The sequence below is a fragment of the Mesorhizobium sp. M1050 genome (genome assembly GCF_040318715.1).
GTDB lineage: Bacteria > Pseudomonadota > Alphaproteobacteria > Rhizobiales > Rhizobiaceae > Mesorhizobium.
Genome location: NZ_JAMYMV010000007.1, coordinates 162,672 through 180,965, shown reverse-complemented (window position 1 = coordinate 180,965; position 18,294 = coordinate 162,672). Strand labels below are relative to the sequence as shown.

Genomic DNA, 18,294 nt, shown 5'->3' with positions numbered 1-18,294 from the left:
CCCTGCCCTCCCTCCACGATTTGGGCTCCTAAGCCCTGGCGCTGAACCCCCGCGCGTGGGGGGGGCCCCGGCTCTGCAAGGCGGGGTGGGGGGGCAAAAACGCGCCGCGCCGACGTCTGCACTGCATCGGCGTCGTTGTCAGTGTCCGCCTCTTGGCTGCCGGATTCCGCGATCATGCGAAATCCTTGCCAGACAGAGATTATGGAAAATTGCGGCGGATCGTTCGAATTTTAGCGGATGGGCCCATTTTGCAGCGGCTGCGGCGGATTTGCCATCAGGCGCGGCAATTCCGTCCGCCTTTCTCCGGCATTCGTGCGGTTCACATGTCCACGACGACGCGGCCGCGGATCTTGCCGTCAACGATATCGCGCGCGGCATCGATGATGCCGTCGAACCCGATGGTCCTGGACAGGCTGGCGAGCTTCTGCAGATCGAGGTCGGTGCCGATGCGCCGCCATGCTTCGAGGCGGACGACCTTCGGCGCCATTACTGAATCGATGCCGAGCAGCGAGACGCCACGCAGGATGAAGGGGGCGACGCTGGTCGGCAGGTCCATGCCGCCGGCCAGGCCGCAGGCGGCGACCGCACCGCCATAGGATGTCATCGAAAGCACATTGGCCAGCGTGTGGCTGCCGACGGCGTCGACGCCACCAGCCCAGCGCTCCTTGGCCAGCGGCTTTGCCGGCTGGGCAAGCTCCTCGCGCGATATTACTTCGGCAGCGCCAAGGTTGATCAAATAGGGGCTTTCGGCATTGCGGCCGGTGGAAGCAATGACATGATAGCCGAGACTGGACAGGATCGAGACCGCGACCGAGCCGACGCCGCCGGCCGCGCCCGTCACCACCACAGGGCCGCGATCGGGCAGAATGCCGTGCCGCTCCAGCGCCATGACGCAGAGCATGGCGGTGTAGCCGGCAGTGCCGACGGCCATCGCGTCATGAGGGCTGATGCCTTGCGGCAGCGGCACCAGCCAGTCACCCTTTACACGGGCGCGGCCGGCATAGGCACCGAAATGGGTTTCACCGACGCCCCAGCCGTTCAGGATGGCTTTGTCTCCAGCCCGCCAGTCGGGATGAGAGGACGAGATGACAGTGCCGGCGAAATCGATGCCCGGCACCAGCGGCCAGCGGCGGATCACCGGCGCTTTGCCTGTGATCGCCAGACCATCCTTGTAATTCACGGTCGTCGCCTCGACCGCGATGGTGACATCGCCTTCCATCAGGTCAGCTTCGGTGAGATCGGTCACGGTTACCGACTGCTTTTTCTCGGCGTCACGCGAAACGACGATGGCTTTGAAGGTTTCGGACATCTCTTTCTCCGCGTCTGCTTGGCGACATGAACTGTGCGGCGCCGGCCGCGTGAGGTCAATCTTTGGAAGACTTGGCGTTTGAAGGCTTTGGCTCGCGCCGCCAGCCGAACAGTTCGTCGAAGACGACCAGTGCCGCGCCGACCGAGATGAAGGCGTCGGCAAGATTGAAGACGGCGAAGGACCAGACCGGCGTGTGGAACAGGACGTAGTCGATGACGTGACCGTAGACGGCGCGGTCGATCAGATTGCCGAGGGCGCCGCCGACGATCAGCGCAAAGCCGGCGCGGGCAAGGATCTGGGACGGCGCGATCCGCGTCGCCAGGAACAGCACGAATGCGACGACCGCAAGCGAGATGACGATCAACCCGGTGTCGCCGAAGGACGAGAACATCGAGAAGGCGATGCCGGTATTGTAGGTGCGAAACAGCGCCAGGAAGGGCACCAGGTCGAGCTTTTCCTGAAAGGCGAGACCGGTCTCGACCAGGTGTTTTACCCATTGGTCGAGCGCTATGGCCGCGACGACGAGCAACGCGTAGGGAGACCATGATCTCACGGGTGGGCAACTTTCATTGCTGGTCCACGATTGGTTCGAGCTTCAGTGCGCCGCGCCGGATCTCGAACAGCATGACGCCGGTGGCAACGGCCAGGTTAAGCGAATCGGCACGGCCCGCTTGCGGAATTCTGAGCAGCCTGTCGCAACTCGCAGCCAGGCTTTCGGGCAGCCCCTGCTGCTCGTTGCCCATCATCAGCAGCACGGGCCCGCGGGAAAAATCGACCGAGCGGTAGTCGACCGCGCCCTTCAGGTGGGTGCCGGCGACGAGGCCTGAAAAGCCGCCTCGCCAGGCGAGGAAAGCCTCGGTCGTCGCTTTGGCCACCGGCACGGCAAAGATCGAACCCATGGTGGCGCGCACCGTCTCCACGGAAAAAGGATCGGTGGTGTCGCCGACCAGGATGACGCCCTTGGCTCCGACGGCATCGATGGTGCGGATGACGGTGCCGAGATTGCCGGGATCGCGCACCCGGTCGAGCGCCACCCAGACATCGCCATTGTCGGCGCGGACATCCTGCAGGGCCAGGAATTTTTGCGAAAAGACGCCGACTACCATTTGCGGATTGTCGCGACGGGTGATGGCGACCAGCACCTTTTCCGACACTTCGAGCACCATGCCGCCGGCGGCAACCGTGCGAGCGGCGACCTTCTCCACCGCCGCGTTGCCACGCCCGGCCTTGGCGAAAACCAATGTCCTGATCTGCCAGCCGAGATCGAGCGCATCGATAACCAGCTTCAGTCCCTCGGCCATGAAGGCGTTCTGCTGGTCGCGGAATTTCTTCTGCGCGAGCGCCTTGATGTCCTTGACCAGCGGATTGGCGAGGCTGGTGACTTCCTTCACCTGCCCGGGTGCGCCTGCATGCCGCTCGTTCATTCAGGCCACCCAACGCGAAAACAATGAGGTCGAAAGCGCCCGGCCGGCGGATTTTTCGCGGATGATCAGCTCACCCGATTCGACCTTGCCGCCCATGCCGGCAAAGGTGTCGCGCATCAGGGCATGGATGGCGAAGAAGGAGGCGCGGATCGAATAGGCGGTCAGCACAACGGCAAGCGGCTTCGGGGTCAAGATCGCGCGGCATAGGTCGGTCAAATCAGGCAAATCCTCGAACAATTGCCAGACCTCGCCCTTGGGACCGCGGCCATAGGCCGGTGGATCGAACAGGATGATGTCGTAGCGGCTGCCGCGACGCTCCTCGCGCTCGGCGAATTTCACCGCGTCGTCGACGATCCAGCGTATCGGCTTGCTGCCGAGGCCCGCCATCTCCTGGTTTTCGCGAGCCCAGCCGATCGCCTTCTTCGAGGCATCGACATGGGTGACCTCGGCGCCGGCACGAGCCGCAACCAGCGAGGCAAGACCCGTATAGCCGAATAGGTTCAGCACCTTGACCGGCCGCTTCGCAGCCGCGATCAGCCCGGCCATGTGGTCCCAGTGAGAAGCCTGCTCGGGAAAGACGCCGACATGGCGAAACGAGGTGAAACGGCCGAGATAGTCGATGCCGTCATGTTTCATCGGCCAGGTCTCGCCGAGCGGCATCTTAGGGAAGCGCCAGCGGCCGATGCCTTCCTCGTCGACGTCACCGGTGAAGACGGCGTCGGCGCGCTCCCAGTCTTTTGCCGGCATGGCCTTTTGCCAGATTGCCTGACCTTCAGGCCGCACGATCCGGTAAGGGCCGTATTGTTCGAGCTTTTGGCCGGCGCCACTGTCGAGCAGCGCATAATCGGCATTGGGCGCCACTTCGAGGATCACCGGAAGATGCTCAGCGGGCAAGGTGCCGGCGCGGCGGGCAAGGACGCGTGGCGCCGATTTCGGCTCGGACCGGTTGCCCGCTTTCGCCTCATGCTGTTGGCGCGGCTGGGCGTCCGGTCCGGCAGGAACCTGGCCGGTACGCGGACGTGACACCTCCGCCGCACCCTTCGCGGATGGATGCGGACGGTTGTCGCGGCGTTTGTCGCGAAAAGACTTCAAGCAGGAGCAACTCCGAGCGGCGTGGCCGCTTTTGACATAGGGCAACCCGCTTCGCAACCAAGTCCGACGCGCCAGCCTCTTCAGTTTATGTCGGCCGGCGATGGACCAAAGTCAAAGAAACAGGCAAATCTGCCGGATGTCCCGCTCCGAACGCCTGCTCGACCTGATCCAGACGCTGCGCCGGCACCGCCGGCCGGTGAGCGGGCAGGCTCTGGCCGATGAGCTCGGGATTTCGATCCGCACGCTCTACCGCGACATCGCGACGCTGCAGGGCCAGGGTGCGCCGATCGAGGGGGAGGCGGGGCTGGGCTATGTGCTCAAGCCAGGCTTCATGCTGCCGCCGCTGATGTTCAGCGACGAGGAGATCGAAGCCATCGTGCTTGGCTCGCGCTGGGTCGCCAAGCAGCCGGACCAGCGTCTCTCGGCTGCTGCCGCCAACGCGCTGGCCAAGATCGCCGCCGTGCTGCCGGACGATCTGCGCGAGGATCTCGACGCGAGCACGTTGTTGGTCGGGCCTCCGGCCGCGGCCGTCGAGGGCATCGATCTCGGTATCGTGCGGCAGGCCATCCGCAACGAGCGCAAGCTCGGCTTCCTCTACCGCGACGCGGCCGGCGCCGCGTCCGAGCGCGTGGTCTGGCCGTTTGCCCTTGGCTTCTTCGACAAGGTGCGGGTGGTGGTGGCCTGGTGTGAGATGCGCCAGGATTTCCGGCATTTTCGCGCCGATCGCATCGAAGCACTTCAGGCAACAGACATGCGCTATCCGCGCCGCCGCCAAGTGCTGCTCAAGGAATGGCGGGCGACGCTCGACAAATCGCGCAGTCCATGACGGCTACTGCCAGAAACTGACAGTATGTTATCCTATGTTCGGCGGCAGATCGAAACCTGAACCGTGGAGAGCGGACATGACCACCCCGAATTTCGTCATCCTCTATGTCGACCAGCCGCAGCAGAGCGGCGCCTTCTACAGTGCGCTGCTCGGCCGTGAGCCGGTCGAAAGTTCGCCCACCTTCGTGCTGTTCGTGCTCGATGCGGGCTTCAAGCTCGGCCTCTGGTCGCGCCATACGGTCGAGCCGGCAGCCGCCGCGGCAGGCGGCGGCGCCGAGATCGTCTTCGCGCTGGACACGCCCGATGCGGTCGATACCGTCCATGCCGACTGGTCCGGTCGCGGGCTGAAGATACTGCAGACGCCGACCGACATGGATTTCGGCCGCACCTTCGTTGCGCTCGATCCCGATAATCATCGGCTGCGAGTCTGCTGGCTGTCCGACGGGGAACAGGCCAATGGAGGACAGAAATGAGAGCATACTGGATCGCGGTAGCCTCGGCTGAACATGTCAGGCGCGGCCGCCAGGTCGGCTTCATGCAGGTCAACCACGGCAAGGCGGCACCGCTGCGCCGCGTCCGGCCCGGCGACGGCATCGTCTATTATTCGCCGACCACCATTTTCGGCGAAAAGGACGGCTTGCAAGCTTTCACCGCGATCGGCACGGTGCGGGAAGGCGAACCCTATCAGGGCGACATGGGCGGCGGCTTCACGCCGTTCCGTCGCGATGTCGAGTGGGCAAAGGCCGAGGAGACGCCCATCAAGCCGCTGCTCGACAGGCTGGACTTCAGCGCGGGGAAGTCGAATTGGGGCTATCAGCTTCGGTTTGGCCTCTTCCCGATCAGCGCGCATGATTTTTCGCTGATCGCCGAAGCGATGGGCGCCAAAATGGCTGTATCGGCGAACTAGGGCTTGAGCACGTCATAGACCGCTATGCCGGCAGCAAGGTCTTCGAGCGCTGCGCCGACCGATTTGAACAGCGTGATCTCACCAGCGCTCTCGCGGCCTTTCTTCTGGCCGCGTGCGAGTTCATGCAGATCGGCGACAATGGCTTCCGGCTTCAATACGCCGGAGGCGAGCGGCTGGACGATGTCGCCAGCCTCCTTGGTGGCGCCGGCGCGGGTGTCGACAAAGACGCGGGCAAGCGCGATCGCGTCATCATCGCTTTCGCGCATCGTCGGCGTAAAGCCGCCGACCAGGTCGACATGTGTTCCCGGCCGCAACAGTGTGCCCTTGATCAGCGGCGTCGTCGTGATCGTCGCCGACGAGACGATGTCGGCCTGCTGAAGCTCGGCATCGAGATCGGTGGCGGCGCTGGCGGCGAAGCCTTCGGCCCGCAGATTGGCCGCGACCTTCTCGGCATTGGCCGGGGTGCGGTTCCAGATGCGGATGGATTTGATCGGCCGCACGGCGCTATGCGCCTTGGCGAGGAAAGGCGACAGCGCGCCCGCTCCGACCACAAGCAGCCGCGAGGCATCGCCGCGGGCGAGATAGGAGGCCGCGAGCGCCGAAGCGCAGGCGGTGCGCCACTGAGTCAGCCGCTGCCCGTCGATCAACGCCTCGGGCTCGCCGGTGGCGCCATTGAGCAGGAGGTAGAGCCCCATCACCGCAGGCTTGCCGACGGCGTTGTTGTCGGGTGAGACGGTGACAATCTTGACGCCGACGTGACCACCAGTCGACGTTCCGGCCGCGTTGAAATCGGTCCAGGCCGGCATCAAAAGCAAGGTGGAGGCCGCACCATCGGGCCGCTCGATCGTATGATGATGCCTGACCGGCTGCACCGCACCCTCGCGAAACGCCGTGCGCAGCGTCTCGACCAGTCCGGGAAAGGTCAGCGCGTGGTCAACCTCTGCGGCCGAAATGGTCAGCATGAAAAACTCCGTGGGGACAAAACCGCCGACGGGCGGTTCAAGTGGTCGGCTTCGGCAATGCCGCCCCTTGGGCCGATCCTTGGTCCGGGCCTTTCGCCGCCGCCGGCACGCGGCTGACCGCCTGGCGCAGGTTCTCGGCCTCTATGCCGCGCTGGCGCGCCAGCTTGCGATAGCGGCCCTGCTTGACCCAGGTTGCCAGGCTGCCAACGATCATGCCGATGGCGAGGGCCAGGAACAGAAAGATGAACAGCGGCAGCGTCAACGTCAGCTTCGGATTGCCGGGATTGAACGGATCCAGCGTGAAGGCAACCAGTTCGCGATTGGCAACGGCGAGTGCGATCAGGATGATCGCAAGGGGCACGAAGATCACGATGAGGACGAAGCGATTGAACATGATGTTTTCCGTCGGAAGCTGGCCTCTCCGGGAGGCCGTCTGGCGCAGACGCCCGCCTACTTGCCGCCGTTCAGCCTTTCACGCAGTTCCTTGCCGGTCTTGAAGAACGGCACCCATTTCTCCTCGACCTCGACGGATTCGCCGGTGCGCGGGTTGCGGCCGGTGCGGGCGGGACGGTTTTTCACCGAAAAAGCACCGAAGCCGCGCAGCTCGACCCGGTTGCCTTCGGCAAGGGCGTCGGTGATTTCATCGAAGATCGCGCCGACGATGTTTTCGACGTCGCGTAGGAAAAGATGCGGATTGCGCGTGGCAATAATCTGCACAAGTTCGGACTTGATCATGAGACGGATCCCCGTGAAAGCAGTGCGGTCAAAATTATGAGGATGATTTTATTTGCTTTTTTCACTTGCCCCAAGCGGCATCTCAAGGGTGCCAGACGGAAACGAGACCGTCAAGAAACAAGCGGTCGGCGCCGAGTTCATGGATGATGTCGCCGCTGGAGGCCGGCAGGCCGAGCGCGCTGCCGATCGTCTGCGCCATCGCCTTGGAGAATAGGAAGCCGCCCCGCCGTCCGGTGTCTTTCCATTCGACGACCTCGAGTTTGGCATCGACGCCCTTGGTCGCCAGCCAGTTGACGGCTTCGGTCTCGCCGCCGACGGCGTCGATCAGTCCGTTGGCGACACCCTGGCGACCGGTGAAGATCGAGCCGTCGGCAAGTGCCAGCGCCTGTTCGCGGGTCATCTTGCGGCGCTCGGCAACGATGCCGACAAACCAGTCGTAGCTGTCGAGGATGAGCTTGCGGACCATGGCGCGCTCGTCGTCATTGGTCGCCTTGAAGGGAGAGGGCGCAGCTTTCAGCGGCGAGGATTTCACTTCCTCCAGCTTGACGCCGAGCTTGTCCATCAGGCCGCTGACGTCGGGATACTGGATCAGGACGCCGATCGAGCCGACGATCGAGGTCTTGCGGGCAACGATATGATCGGCGGCACTGGCGATCATATAGCCCGCCGATGCGGCGAGCGTGCCGACTTCGGCCACGACAGGTTTGTCGCCGGCCAGCTTGCGCACCTCGTCATAGATCGATTCACCGCCGACCGTGGTGCCGCCAGGCGAATCGATCGACAGGATCACGCCTTTCACCTTCGATGACAGGCGAATGGTTTCCAGCCGCTTGATCAGTTCCTCGTCCTCGGTGATCGTGCCTTCGATCTTGACCTTGGCGATATGGTCGACCACCGAGCCGCCGAAATCGTCGCCATAGAACCAGGCTGAAAGCGCGATCACCCCGAGGGCTACGATGCCGATCGCGGCAACGCGCCAGAATGTCAGCTTGCGCCGCAAGCGGCGGCGGTCGATCAGGTCGTCGGCTCTCGGTGCCATGGTCAGCCTTTCAGTCGGCGGGAGGAGACGCTTTTAGACCATGATCCTCCTGTCGGGAAGCAATTCTCTCTTGCGCATGGCGAGACAATTCACTCAGCAGGGGCGATGGCCACCCGCGTCGGCAATCGAGTAGGACGGCTAGACGGGCTCCCACCCCTTTCTGCTCACGTATTTGTGCAGTCGCCACGAGGCGCGCAGCGCGACCGATGGCGGATATAATTTTACGCCGCGTGTCTGTTTCTGCTATGGAGAACGTGCGGTTGTGCGGATCTCGTTTTCATCTGTACAAGAGCGGCTGTCACATTTTTGCAGTTTTCATGGGCTTGTGCTTGCTTGAAGGCGCCGGCGTCCCACCTATAGGCGGTGCTCCGGGCGGGCAGGGGTTTAGAAGAAAGCAGTGAATGTTAGCGCGACCGATTGAACCGACCAACGCCGAGATGGAGTTGGCTCCCCCGGCGGACGGCCGGACGCGCGGCGACGCTTTCGACCGCGCGCGGCGTCATTCGCGCCGCGTGCGCGTTCTCAAATTCGCCGTGCCGCTGGTAGCGGCACTGATTGCCATCGCTTTCCCGGTCTATTCCTATCTCGCCGCACCCGTCTCCGTCACGGTCCAGGCGGATGGCACGGCCTTTTCCAACGGCAAGCTGGTGATGGCCAATCCTAAGCTAAACGGTTTCACCAAGCAGAAGCAGCCCTATTCGATGACCGCGCTGCGGGCCATTCAGGATGTCGGCACGCAAGGCATCATCGAACTGGAAGGCATCGATGCCAAGGTGCCGATCGCGCCTGACAATGTCGCTGCAATCAAGGCTTCGCATGGCACTTACGATCGTGACGGCAACACGATGAACCTGACAAGCGACGTGACGATCACCACAAGCGACGGCATGCAGGCCAATTTCAAATCTGTCTTCCTCGACATGGGCAAAGGCACTATGAAGACGGGAGATCCCGTCGATGTCAGCCGAGGCGGTTCGCGGATAACAGCGGATTCGATGTCGGTCCGGGACAATGGCAAGGTTCTGGTTTTCGAAAGCAAAGTGCGCGTCAATATCGATTCCGCCGCCTTGAAAACGGCAGAGGGAAACAGCGGAGAAACCAATGCGGCTCAGTAGTTCGACGCGGCTCGCGGCTGCAACTTCAGCGTTGCTGCTGCTCGGACTGGCGCCGTCATTGGCGCAGACCACCAGCCAATCAGGTCTCAAGCTGTCCGGCGACAAACCGATCCAGATCGAAAGCGACAAGCTGGAAGTCCGTCAGGCCGACAGTGTCGCCATCTTCACCGGCAATGTCAGCGTCGTCCAGGGGCCGACATTGATGAAGGCCGGCAAGATGATGGTCTATTACGTCAAGGATTCCAACGCCGGCGGCAAAGGCACGGAAGCGGCCGGCGCGGCGGCGATGACCGGTTCGGCCAACATCGATCACATGGAGATATCCGACAAGGTCTACATCAAGTCGGATGCGCAGGTCGCGACCGGCGATCAAGGCAGCTTCGATATGAAGAGCCAGGTTCTGGTGCTTTCGGGCAAAAAGGTCGTTCTGTCGCAAAACGACAACGTCCTGGTCGGCTGCAAGCTCACAGTTCAGATGAAAAGCGGGCTGGCTCAGGTCGATCCATGCGCTGGTCAACGCGTCCAGATGTCGATCACCCCGCCGCCGAAATCGGGAGCGACGAACCCCTGATGGCCAGCCTGTCGTCGCTGACGGCGCGTCTTCCGGGACGGGCCGCCGGCAAGCTTTCGGCGCCGACCACGGTGACCGTCGATACGGGAAAGTTCAAGGGAACCCTGATCGCCAAGGGTCTGACCAAGAGCTACAAGGGCCGCAAGGTCGTCAGCGGCGTCACCATCGGCGTGCGCGCCGGCGAGGCCGTCGGACTGCTCGGGCCCAACGGCGCCGGCAAGACGACCTGTTTCTACATGGTCACGGGCCTGGTGCCTGTGGATGAAGGCACGATCGAGATCGATGGCTTCGACGTGACCTCGATGCCGATGTACCGTCGCGCCCGCCTCGGCATCGGCTATCTGCCGCAAGAGGCCTCGATCTTCCGCGGCCTCAATGTCGAGCAGAACATCCGCGCCGTGCTGGAAGTGGTCGAAAAAGACCGCAAGGTGCGCGAACGCAATCTCGACGAGTTGCTTGAGGAATTCCACATCAGCCATCTGCGCAAGTCGCCGTCCATGTCGCTCTCCGGCGGCGAGCGGCGGCGCCTGGAAATCGCGCGTGCGCTGGCGACCCGTCCGGCCTACATGCTGCTCGACGAGCCTTTTGCCGGTATCGATCCGATCGCCGTCGCCGATATCCAGCAATTGGTGCGCCACCTGACAGCGCGCGGCATCGGCGTCCTCATCACCGACCACAATGTGCGCGAAACGCTTGGCCTGATCGACCGCGCCTATATCATCCATGCCGGCCAGGTGCTGACCCACGGTCGGGCCGACGAAGTGGTTGCAAACGCCGATGTGCGGCGGCTTTACCTCGGCGAGGGTTTTACGCTCTGAGCGTGAAATTTGTTTCCTGACGCGATTTTTTTGCGCTCGCGGGGCTTTTTTCCTCGATTTTGCTCCGCGATAACGCTCCGGTAAGTGGGTTTTGCTAGCAATTGCCTTGACAAGCAAAAGCCGGGCCAGTTTCTATGACCGGCTGCAAAAATTGTTCTCCGGAAGTCCGGATGCGTAGACGAGGCGTTTGAAACCGAACCATGGCATTGGCGGCCAAACTACAGCTACGACAATCACAGTCGCTGGTGATGACGCCGCAGCTGATGCAGTCGATTCGGCTGCTGCAGTTCACCCATGTCGAACTCGAGCATTTCATCGACGAGGAAATCGAGCGCAACCCGCTGCTTGAGCGCGCCGAGCCGCAGGACGATGCCGCCAGCGAACAGGCGCAGAAGGTCGAGGCGGAGCCGCAGGCCACCACCGAAGGCGACTGGTTCGAAAACGAAATGCAGTGGAGCGCCGAAGCGATTTCGGACAAGCTCGACACATCGCTGGAAAACCTGTTTCCCGACGACCCGGGAACCAGCGAGCGGCTCGGTCCCGACCTGACGGCGCAATGGAAATCTGCTTCCGGCAATGGCGCGAGTTCCTCATCCGAAGGTTTAGACGCCGGCGACATGGCGGCCGCGGCGATCACGCTGCGTGACCATGTCGGCGAACAGGTCGCGCTTGCCTTTGCCGATACGACGGCACGGTCGATCGCCGCCGACCTGGCCGATGGCCTCGACGAGGCCGGTTATCTGCGCGCCGACCTGGCCGAGATCGCCGCCCGTATCGGTACGGACGCCGCCGCAGTGGGGAAGGTACTGGCGGTGTGCCAGACCTTCGAGCCGGCCGGCCTGTTTGCCCGCGACCTTGCCGAATGCCTGTCGCTGCAGCTTGCCGTGCGGGACCGGCTCGATCCGGCGATGACGGCGCTGATCGCCAATCTCGAACTCCTGGCGCGGCGTGATTTCCACGCGCTGAAACGGATCTGCGGCGTCGACGAGGAGGATCTGCTCGACATGCTGGCCGAGATCCGGGCGCTCGATCCCCGGCCCGGTATGGCATTTTCGGGTGGCGCCAGCGATGCGATCGTCGCCGATGTCGAGGTGCGTGCCGCCAATGACGGCAGCTGGACGGTAGAACTCAATGCCGAAACGCTGCCGCGCGTGCTGGTCGATCATATCTATTTCGCCCAGGTCTCGCCGCAGGCGAAGAACCAGGCCGAAAAGGATTTTCTGGCCGAATGCCTGCAGAACGCCAACTGGCTGACACGCAGTCTCGACCAGCGGGCGAAGACGATTCTTAAGGTGGCCTCGGAAATCGTGCGTCAGCAGGATGCCTTCCTCGTCCATGGCGTGCGCCAGTTGAAGCCGCTCAACCTACGCACGGTGGCCGATGCCATCGGCATGCACGAATCGACGGTCAGTCGGGTCACCGCCAACAAATACATGCTGACGCCGCGCGGCGTGTTCGAACTGCGTTACTTCTTCACCGCCTCGATCGCGGCGTCGGGCGGCGGTGACGCGCATTCCTCGGAAGCCGTGCGTGACCGCATCAAGCAACTGATCGACGAGGAAAAACCCGTCGACGTACTTTCCGACGATGCGATCGTCGACATGCTGCGGGAGAGTGGTGTCGATATTGCCAGGCGTACGGTCGCCAAGTACCGGGAAGGAATGAATATTCCCTCCTCGGTGCAGCGCCGGCGCGAGAAACGGGCAATGGCCAGCGCCGGGCGCTGACGCGGTTCGACTTTCCTCAGGCCAGCACTTCATTGACAAGCCGCGGTGAAGTGGCTAGAAGCCCGCCCGCATGAGACGGGCTAGATGCCTGCATGCGGATGGTCCGTCACGACGTTGGCCTCGGGACGGTCAAAAGGCGGCTTGTGATCAACCGGAAAGTTCGGATTTAAAATCGGCGCGAGTGACGCCGCAAAGCTTGTGCGCACGGATCACGAGTATAAACTCGGGCCAGTTTGAAGCCTGAGCAAGGAAGGTCAGTTTTCAGATGAATCTGCGCATATCGGGAAAACACATGGATATCGGCGATGCGTTCCGCACACGCATCAATGATCGTGTCGGCGAAGCGATCGGCAAATATTTCGATCGCGGCTTTGCCGGTCACGTCACGGTCATCAAATCGGGCTCGCGCTATTCGGCGGATTGCATGATCCGGCTGGATTCCGGCGCTTCGCTGCAGGCTACCGGCGATGCCCAGGATCCGACATTGGCCTTCGAGGCCGCGGCGGATCGTCTGGAGACCCGCCTTAGGCGCTACAAGCGGCGACTGAAGTCGCACAGTTCGGGTGCCGCAAATGGCGAACCGACCGACATTGCCTACACGGTGATGGCGCCGCTTGCGGACGACGACGAGGATATTCCGGAGAATTTCGCACCGGCTATCGTCGCCGAATCGACCATGACGCTGAAGACCATGTCGGTGGCGTCGGCGGTCATCGAGCTCGACAACAAGGACAGCCCGGTCTTCGTCTTCCGCAACGCCGGAAACGACCGTCTCAACATCGTCTATCGCCGGCCCGATGGAAACATCGGCTGGATCGACCCGTTCACGACCAAGGTCGCACAAGCGTGACGACAAGGATCGCACGGACGTGACGACCACGGTCGCACTGGGATAAGAGCCGGCCGCACGAGGGGTGGGGACCGGTGACGGCAGGCGAACAAGGGATTTCAAGCATGGATCTGAGCGATCTTATCAACGTTCCGGCGATACTGCCGGCGTTGAAGGCGAACTCCAAGAAGCAGCTGCTGCAACTGCTGTCCGAACGGGCAGCGGCGATTTCCGGCATTCCGGAACGGGAGGTGTTCGACACCATCCTGCAGCGTGAACGGCTGGGCTCGACCGGCGTCGGCAACGGCATCGCCATTCCGCACGGCAAGCTGGCCGGCGTGAAGCGCATCGCGGGAGTTTTGGCGCGGCTGGAGACGCCGGTGGATTTCGAGTCGCTCGACGATCAGCCGGTCGACCTGGTGTTCCTGCTGCTGGCGCCGGAAGGTGCGGGCGCCGATCATCTCAAGGCCCTGTCGCGCATCGCGCGGGTGCTGCGCGACGCCGACACTGTGGCCAAGATCAGGGGCACACGCGACGCCGCGGCAATTCACGCGCTTTTGTCGGACACCCAGGCCTCACACGCGGCCTGAACTCAGGACGAAATCCTCGCAAGGGCCGCCACGGACGGCCCTGCTCGTTTCGATTGGGATCACCTCAGTGAATGGCGACCGTGGTCAGGTCGTTTTCCATGGCGCCGGCCAGTGCACGGTCACGCGCATCGGAAAGCAGGATCGGCTGACCATTGGCGGCAAACAGCGCCCACAGTTCCATGCCGGGCGCGATTTCGCCGAGGTTGGGGAACCGGCCGAGCAATTCGTCGCTCGAGACCTTTCTGAGATAAGCGACCGAGCCCTCGCCGAGATGCGCGAATTCGCCATTGGTCATGGTGATATTTTCAGTTCTGGTCATTTCAAAGCCTCCTTGGCGCGAGGACGCCGCTCAAGGCCATCCCGCATGAGAGCCATCGGTAAAGATTAGTCTTTCACCGATATATTTATTTTCCGTACCAGCCGTTCGGACTCCGGCCGATCGAGATCGATCGACAAAAGGCCGTTCTTCAGCTCCGCCGCGATCACCCGCATGCCGTCGGCCAGCACGAAACAGCGCTGGAACTGGCGCGCGGCGATGCCGCGATGAAGAAATTCGCGCTCGGTGTCGTCAGTCTGACGGCCTCGCACGACCAACTGGTTTTCCTCCGTTGTGACATCGAGATCGCTTTCGGCGAAACCGGCGACCGCCAATGTGATGCGTAACCTTTCGGTCTTGCCGTCGGCGCCGCTTAGGCGTTCGATGTTGTATGGAGGATAGCTGTCACCGGACTTCGCCAAACGTTCCAGGGTCTTTTCCATGGCGTCGAAACCAAGGAGAAGCGGGCTGGAAAAAGGCGTCATTCGGCTCATGTTACACTGTCCTCTCAAGAGCGACATCAAGTGGAAAAACCCAGATGGCATTTTTCCCGATGGCCTTGATATGGTCCGCCCCGCGACCAAGTTCAAGCCGTCAATAGACCCGCCCAAAAAGACCAGGTCGTGGACTCACAGGAATGATCGGCATGGCGCTTGAAACGGCGAGCAGATGCAGGGAGAAGCGCGCAGGCCGGGATTGTCTTCCCAGGTCGAGCGGTTCGACGTGGCAGCTCGCGGCCGCTTCGGCGTCGTTTGGATGTTTCGATCAGATCCATTCAAAGTCCATGGCCTCGCCAAACAAGGAATTGAAATGCCCCAATCACGCAAGATCATCATCGACACGGATCCCGGCCAGGATGATGCCGTCGCCATTTTGCTGGCGCTCGGCAGCTCCGAGCTGGAGATCGTCGGCATCACCGCCGTTGCCGGCAACGTGCCGCTGAAACTTACCGAAAAGAATGCCCGCAAGATCTGCGAGCTGGCTGGCCGCCCGGATATCAAGGTCTATGCCGGCGCTATCCGACCGCTGATGCGCGAACTGGTCACCGCCGAGGAAGTGCATGGCAAAACCGGTCTCAATGGCCCGCAACTCCCCGAACCGACGATGAAGCTGCAGGACCAGTATGCGGTCGATTTCATCGTCGAGACGCTGATGAAGGAAGAGAGCGGCACGATCACGCTTTGCCCGCTCGGTCCGCTGACCAACATTGCGCTGGCGCTGATCCGCGAGCCGCGCATCGCACCGCGCATCAAGGAAATCGTGCTGATGGGGGGCGGCTTCTTCGAAGGGGGCAACGTCACGCCGGCCGCCGAATTCAACATCTATGTCGATCCGCATGCCGCCGATGTCGTGCTTAAATCCGGCATTCCGATCGTGATGATGCCGCTCGACGTCACCCACAAGGCGCTGACCACCGCCAAGCGCACGCAGACTTTCCGTGCGCTCGGCACAAAGGTCGGCACCGCAACCGCGGAAATGCTGGAATTCTTCGAGCGCTTCGACGAGGAGAAATACGGCACCGATGGCGGACCCCTGCACGACCCCTGCGTCATCGCTTATCTTCTGAAGCCTGAACTCTTCAGGGGTCGCAACTGCAATGTCAGCGTGGAAACCGCCTCGGAACTGACCATGGGCATGACCGTGATCGACTGGTGGGGCGTCACCAAACGGCCGAAGAACGCCATGGTGATGCGCGACATCGACCATGATGGGTTTTTCGCCCTGCTGGTGGAGAGGTTGGGGCGGCTTTAGGGCCCTCTTTGCCTTCTCCCCTTATGGGACCCACAAGGGGAGAAGGTGAGGCGGTCCTACTTCGACCGTGAGAACGCCAGCCACAGGCCGCCACCGACCATGAAGCTGCCGCTGATCCTGGACATGAGCTTGATGCGGCTGGCCGATAGCAGGCGTCCGGCGCGGCCGGCGGCCAGCGCATAGGTCGAATCCGACATGGCCGCGAAGATCATGGCGGTGAGGCCCATGACGGCGATCTGCAGCGAATAGTTGCCTTGTGGCGAAATGAACTGCGGAAAGAAGGCGCCGAAGAAAATCAGCGTCTTGGGGTTGCTGAGCGCCACCAGCAGACCCTGCAGGAAGAAGCCCCCGCGCGGCTTCTTGGCGGTCCCGTCAGCGTTCAACTTGCCCTTTGAGCGGAACATCTGGACACCCATCCAGATCAGATAGGCGGCGCCGATCAGCCGCACCCATTCGAACCAGTGGCCCATGCCCGAAATCAGCGTGTTAAGGCCGATGCCGACGATGGCGATCATCACGGCAAGCCCGGCCTGCGTGCCGGCGACATTGGCGAGACCGGCGCGGGTGCCATGGCGGATGCTGTTGGCGATGACCAGCGTGACCGTCGGACCGGGCACCAGGATGATGACGATGCAAGCGACGACATAGGCGGCGTAGAGTTCGAGCGACATGATTTTTCCCTGTTTGTTGGAGCATGATCTTTTCCGAAAACCGGTTCCCACTTTTCGGGATCATGCTCTAGGAATGCCGCCGATGCGGCGCAGCTGAGGATAATCAATGCATGGCAGCGCTGACGGTGCAAGCCGGTGCGCGAAACGCCGCGATGCTGCTCAGGCGCCGGCCTGCCAGGGCATCGTTGCCTCGTAGGCCGCCGCCGCCTTAAGCACGGCGAGATCGCCGCGCGGCCGGCCGATCAACTGCATGCCCATCGGCCGGCCCTTGTCGTCGAAGCCGACCGGCACGTTGACCGCCGGGCAGCCGCCCAGCGTGGCGAACGCCGATACCTGCATCCAGCGGTGGTAGCTGTCCATCGCGCGTCCGGCGACCTCACGGGGCCAATGCGTGCTTACATCGAACGGGAAGACCTGCGCGGTCGGCAGCGCAATGAGATCATAGCGGTCGAAGAGCGACAGCAGCGTTCGATGCCAGGAGGTGCGGATGACGGAGGCGGCGCGGATCTGCGGCGCCGTCAGCCGTATCGCGTTCTCCACTTCCCAGATGGCTTCGGGCTTGAGCAGGCGGCGTTTCGCGGGGTCGTCATAGTGTGTCTTGAGCGCACAGCCGCTGCTGGCTTGCCGCAGCGTCACGAAGGCCTGCCACAACGCTTCGAAATCGAAATCCGGCAGCAGGGGTTCGCTGGGGAAGGACGCATCCGCAAAGCGGCCAAGTGCTGCCTCGCACAGGCTGAGGATGCCGGGTTCGACCGGCAGATAACCGCCGAGGTCACCAAACCAGGCGATGCGGCCGCCAGTCGCTTTTGCTGCAAGCCCTCCGAGGAATGACGTCGGTTTCTCATAGGACAAAGGCGCCTGCGGATGGTAGCCCGCCTGCACATCGAGCAGCAACGCCATGTCGCGAACGCTGCGGCCCATCGGTCCGTCGACGCCCATCTGCGCATGAAAGACCTCGAAGTCCGGTCCGCCGGGAACAAGTCCCTGTGACGGGCGGAAGCCAAAGACATTGTTCCAGGCGGCCGGGTTGCGCAGCGAGCCGCCAAAATCGCTGCCATCGGCGACCGGCACCATGTCGAGCGACAGCGCCACCGCCGCGCCGCCGCTCGAGCCGCCGGCTGTCAGGGCCGGATCGAAGGCGTTGAGCGTCGGCCCGAACACGGTGTTGTAGGTGTTGGAGCCAAGCCCGAATTCGGGGACGTTGGTCTTGCCGATGATGATGGCGCCGGCGTCGCGGATGCGTTCGACGAAGAAATCGTCGTCTTGCGGCACGAAGTCAGCGAAGATCGGCGAGCCGAAGGAGGTTCTGAGGCCCGTGGTCGAGGCGAGGTCCTTGATGGCGATAGGCAGGCCGAACAGCGCCCCGGTTTCGACACCTGCTTGCCGCCGGGCATCGGCCGCATCGGCTTCGCGCAGGATGTCGCCGCGATCGCGCAAAGAGACGATGGCGTTGACGAGCGGATTGACCGCCTCGATGCGGTCGAGGAATGCCGTGACCACCTCGCGCGCGGAAAGTGTCTTCCGGCGGATCGCGTCGGCGAGCTCGATGGCGGACAGGCGGCAGATGTCACCGGCCGGCGTCACGGCATGCTTTGTCCGAGGGCGCAGCATC

At 62.8% G+C, this 18,294-nt stretch carries 22 protein-coding genes; 10 read left to right on the top strand and 12 right to left on the bottom strand.

The genetic code is table 11. The features are described 5' to 3' along the window. Nucleotides 1-319: 319 nt before the first annotated feature. Genes acuI through NKH57_RS06845 form a run of 4 tightly spaced genes read right to left on the bottom strand, consistent with a single transcriptional unit; the run spans nucleotide 320 to nucleotide 3,825 of the window. A complete protein-coding gene (gene acuI, locus NKH57_RS06860) occupies nucleotides 320-1,309 on the bottom strand; it encodes an acrylyl-CoA reductase (NADPH) (protein WP_023760754.1) in 990 nt (329 codons plus the stop codon). Nucleotides 1,310-1,364: 55 nt separating this feature from the next. Continuing rightward, nucleotides 1,365-1,862, bottom strand: a complete 498-nt coding sequence (gene lspA / locus NKH57_RS06855) for a signal peptidase II (protein ID WP_023760753.1) — start codon at nucleotides 1,860-1,862, stop codon at nucleotides 1,365-1,367. Between the two features lie 13 nt (nucleotides 1,863-1,875). Beyond that, nucleotides 1,876-2,733, bottom strand: coding sequence for a TrmH family RNA methyltransferase (locus NKH57_RS06850; protein WP_352725094.1), 858 nt, complete (start codon nucleotides 2,731-2,733; stop codon nucleotides 1,876-1,878). After that, on the bottom strand, nucleotides 2,734-3,825 hold the full coding sequence (locus NKH57_RS06845) for an RsmD family RNA methyltransferase (protein ID WP_352942868.1): 1,092 nt from the start codon (nucleotides 3,823-3,825) through the stop codon (nucleotides 2,734-2,736). 136 nt (nucleotides 3,826-3,961) lie between these two features. Here NKH57_RS06845 and NKH57_RS06840 point away from each other — a divergent pair, with 136 nt between their 5' ends. From NKH57_RS06840 to NKH57_RS06830, 3 genes are all read left to right on the top strand, one after another. Further along, nucleotides 3,962-4,651, top strand: a complete 690-nt coding sequence (locus NKH57_RS06840) for a helix-turn-helix transcriptional regulator (RefSeq protein WP_352942865.1) — start codon at nucleotides 3,962-3,964, stop codon at nucleotides 4,649-4,651. A gap of 76 nt (nucleotides 4,652-4,727) precedes the next feature. Then, nucleotides 4,728-5,123 (top strand): VOC family protein, encoded by a 396-nt coding sequence (locus tag NKH57_RS06835; RefSeq protein ID WP_352942862.1) that lies wholly within the window; start codon nucleotides 4,728-4,730, stop codon nucleotides 5,121-5,123. Then, nucleotides 5,120-5,557 carry an EVE domain-containing protein gene (locus NKH57_RS06830; protein WP_352942859.1) on the top strand — a complete coding sequence of 146 codons (438 nt, stop codon included), beginning with the start codon at nucleotides 5,120-5,122 and terminating at the stop codon, nucleotides 5,555-5,557. Before NKH57_RS06835 ends, NKH57_RS06830 begins: the two co-directional genes overlap by 4 nt. On the opposite strand, the gene lhpI is transcribed toward NKH57_RS06830, so the two are convergent. From lhpI to sppA, 4 genes are all read right to left on the bottom strand, one after another. Continuing rightward, a complete protein-coding gene (lhpI, locus tag NKH57_RS06825) occupies nucleotides 5,554-6,519 on the bottom strand; it encodes a bifunctional Delta(1)-pyrroline-2-carboxylate/Delta(1)-piperideine-2-carboxylate reductase (protein ID WP_352942856.1) in 966 nt (321 codons plus the stop codon). The two genes, NKH57_RS06830 and lhpI, sit on opposite strands and share 4 nt — an antisense overlap. Before the next feature lie 37 nt (nucleotides 6,520-6,556). Further along, the gene (locus tag NKH57_RS06820; RefSeq protein WP_352942853.1) at nucleotides 6,557-6,913 is read right to left on the bottom strand and encodes a DUF1049 domain-containing protein; all 357 of its coding nucleotides are present in this window, start codon (nucleotides 6,911-6,913) and stop codon (nucleotides 6,557-6,559) included. A 56-nt stretch (nucleotides 6,914-6,969) separates the two neighbouring features. After that, nucleotides 6,970-7,254, bottom strand: coding sequence for an integration host factor subunit beta (locus NKH57_RS06815; RefSeq protein WP_006200394.1), 285 nt, complete (start codon nucleotides 7,252-7,254; stop codon nucleotides 6,970-6,972). Between the two features lie 82 nt (nucleotides 7,255-7,336). Then, nucleotides 7,337-8,293 carry a signal peptide peptidase SppA gene (gene sppA / locus NKH57_RS06810; protein WP_352942850.1) on the bottom strand — a complete coding sequence of 319 codons (957 nt, stop codon included), beginning with the start codon at nucleotides 8,291-8,293 and terminating at the stop codon, nucleotides 7,337-7,339. A 401-nt stretch (nucleotides 8,294-8,694) separates the two neighbouring features. Between sppA and lptC the strand changes: the two genes are divergently transcribed. The 6 genes from lptC to ptsN all read left to right on the top strand — a co-directional run bounded on the left by lptC (nucleotide 8,695) and on the right by ptsN (nucleotide 13,943). Beyond that, nucleotides 8,695-9,408 carry an LPS export ABC transporter periplasmic protein LptC gene (lptC, locus tag NKH57_RS06805; RefSeq protein ID WP_352942847.1) on the top strand — a complete coding sequence of 238 codons (714 nt, stop codon included), beginning with the start codon at nucleotides 8,695-8,697 and terminating at the stop codon, nucleotides 9,406-9,408. Beyond that, nucleotides 9,395-9,979, top strand: coding sequence for an LptA/OstA family protein (locus tag NKH57_RS06800; RefSeq protein WP_352599441.1), 585 nt, complete (start codon nucleotides 9,395-9,397; stop codon nucleotides 9,977-9,979). Before lptC ends, NKH57_RS06800 begins: the two co-directional genes overlap by 14 nt. Next, nucleotides 9,979-10,797: an LPS export ABC transporter ATP-binding protein gene (gene lptB / locus NKH57_RS06795; protein WP_023760743.1), complete on the top strand. Its 819-nt coding sequence runs from the start codon at nucleotides 9,979-9,981 to the stop codon at nucleotides 10,795-10,797. Before NKH57_RS06800 ends, lptB begins: the two co-directional genes overlap by 1 nt. A gap of 200 nt (nucleotides 10,798-10,997) precedes the next feature. Continuing rightward, nucleotides 10,998-12,524 carry an RNA polymerase factor sigma-54 gene (gene rpoN / locus NKH57_RS06790; protein ID WP_023760742.1) on the top strand — a complete coding sequence of 509 codons (1,527 nt, stop codon included), beginning with the start codon at nucleotides 10,998-11,000 and terminating at the stop codon, nucleotides 12,522-12,524. 265 nt (nucleotides 12,525-12,789) lie between these two features. After that, nucleotides 12,790-13,374 (top strand): ribosome hibernation-promoting factor, HPF/YfiA family, encoded by a 585-nt coding sequence (hpf, locus tag NKH57_RS06785; RefSeq protein WP_352942843.1) that lies wholly within the window; start codon nucleotides 12,790-12,792, stop codon nucleotides 13,372-13,374. 104 nt (nucleotides 13,375-13,478) lie between these two features. After that, nucleotides 13,479-13,943 carry a PTS IIA-like nitrogen regulatory protein PtsN gene (ptsN, locus tag NKH57_RS06780; RefSeq protein WP_352942840.1) on the top strand — a complete coding sequence of 155 codons (465 nt, stop codon included), beginning with the start codon at nucleotides 13,479-13,481 and terminating at the stop codon, nucleotides 13,941-13,943. A gap of 64 nt (nucleotides 13,944-14,007) precedes the next feature. On the opposite strand, the gene NKH57_RS06775 is transcribed toward ptsN, so the two are convergent. Both NKH57_RS06775 and NKH57_RS06770 read right to left on the bottom strand, forming a co-directional pair. Continuing rightward, nucleotides 14,008-14,262: a BQ00720 family protein gene (locus tag NKH57_RS06775; protein ID WP_023760740.1), complete on the bottom strand. Its 255-nt coding sequence runs from the start codon at nucleotides 14,260-14,262 to the stop codon at nucleotides 14,008-14,010. Nucleotides 14,263-14,327: 65 nt separating this feature from the next. Then, nucleotides 14,328-14,753: an Hsp20 family protein gene (locus NKH57_RS06770; RefSeq protein WP_023760739.1), complete on the bottom strand. Its 426-nt coding sequence runs from the start codon at nucleotides 14,751-14,753 to the stop codon at nucleotides 14,328-14,330. A gap of 316 nt (nucleotides 14,754-15,069) precedes the next feature. Here NKH57_RS06770 and NKH57_RS06765 point away from each other — a divergent pair, with 316 nt between their 5' ends. Beyond that, a complete protein-coding gene (locus NKH57_RS06765; RefSeq protein WP_352599446.1) occupies nucleotides 15,070-16,011 on the top strand; it encodes a nucleoside hydrolase in 942 nt (313 codons plus the stop codon). A 56-nt stretch (nucleotides 16,012-16,067) separates the two neighbouring features. Here the strand turns inward: NKH57_RS06765 and NKH57_RS06760 are convergent, their stop codons facing one another. Together NKH57_RS06760 and NKH57_RS06755 are read right to left on the bottom strand one after the other, a co-directional pair. Further along, nucleotides 16,068-16,682 (bottom strand): LysE family translocator, encoded by a 615-nt coding sequence (locus tag NKH57_RS06760; protein ID WP_352942836.1) that lies wholly within the window; start codon nucleotides 16,680-16,682, stop codon nucleotides 16,068-16,070. A gap of 159 nt (nucleotides 16,683-16,841) precedes the next feature. Beyond that, complete coding sequence (locus NKH57_RS06755) at nucleotides 16,842-18,293, bottom strand: amidase (protein WP_352942833.1); 1,452 nt, start codon at nucleotides 18,291-18,293, stop codon at nucleotides 16,842-16,844. Nucleotide 18,294 lies beyond the last annotated feature (1 nt).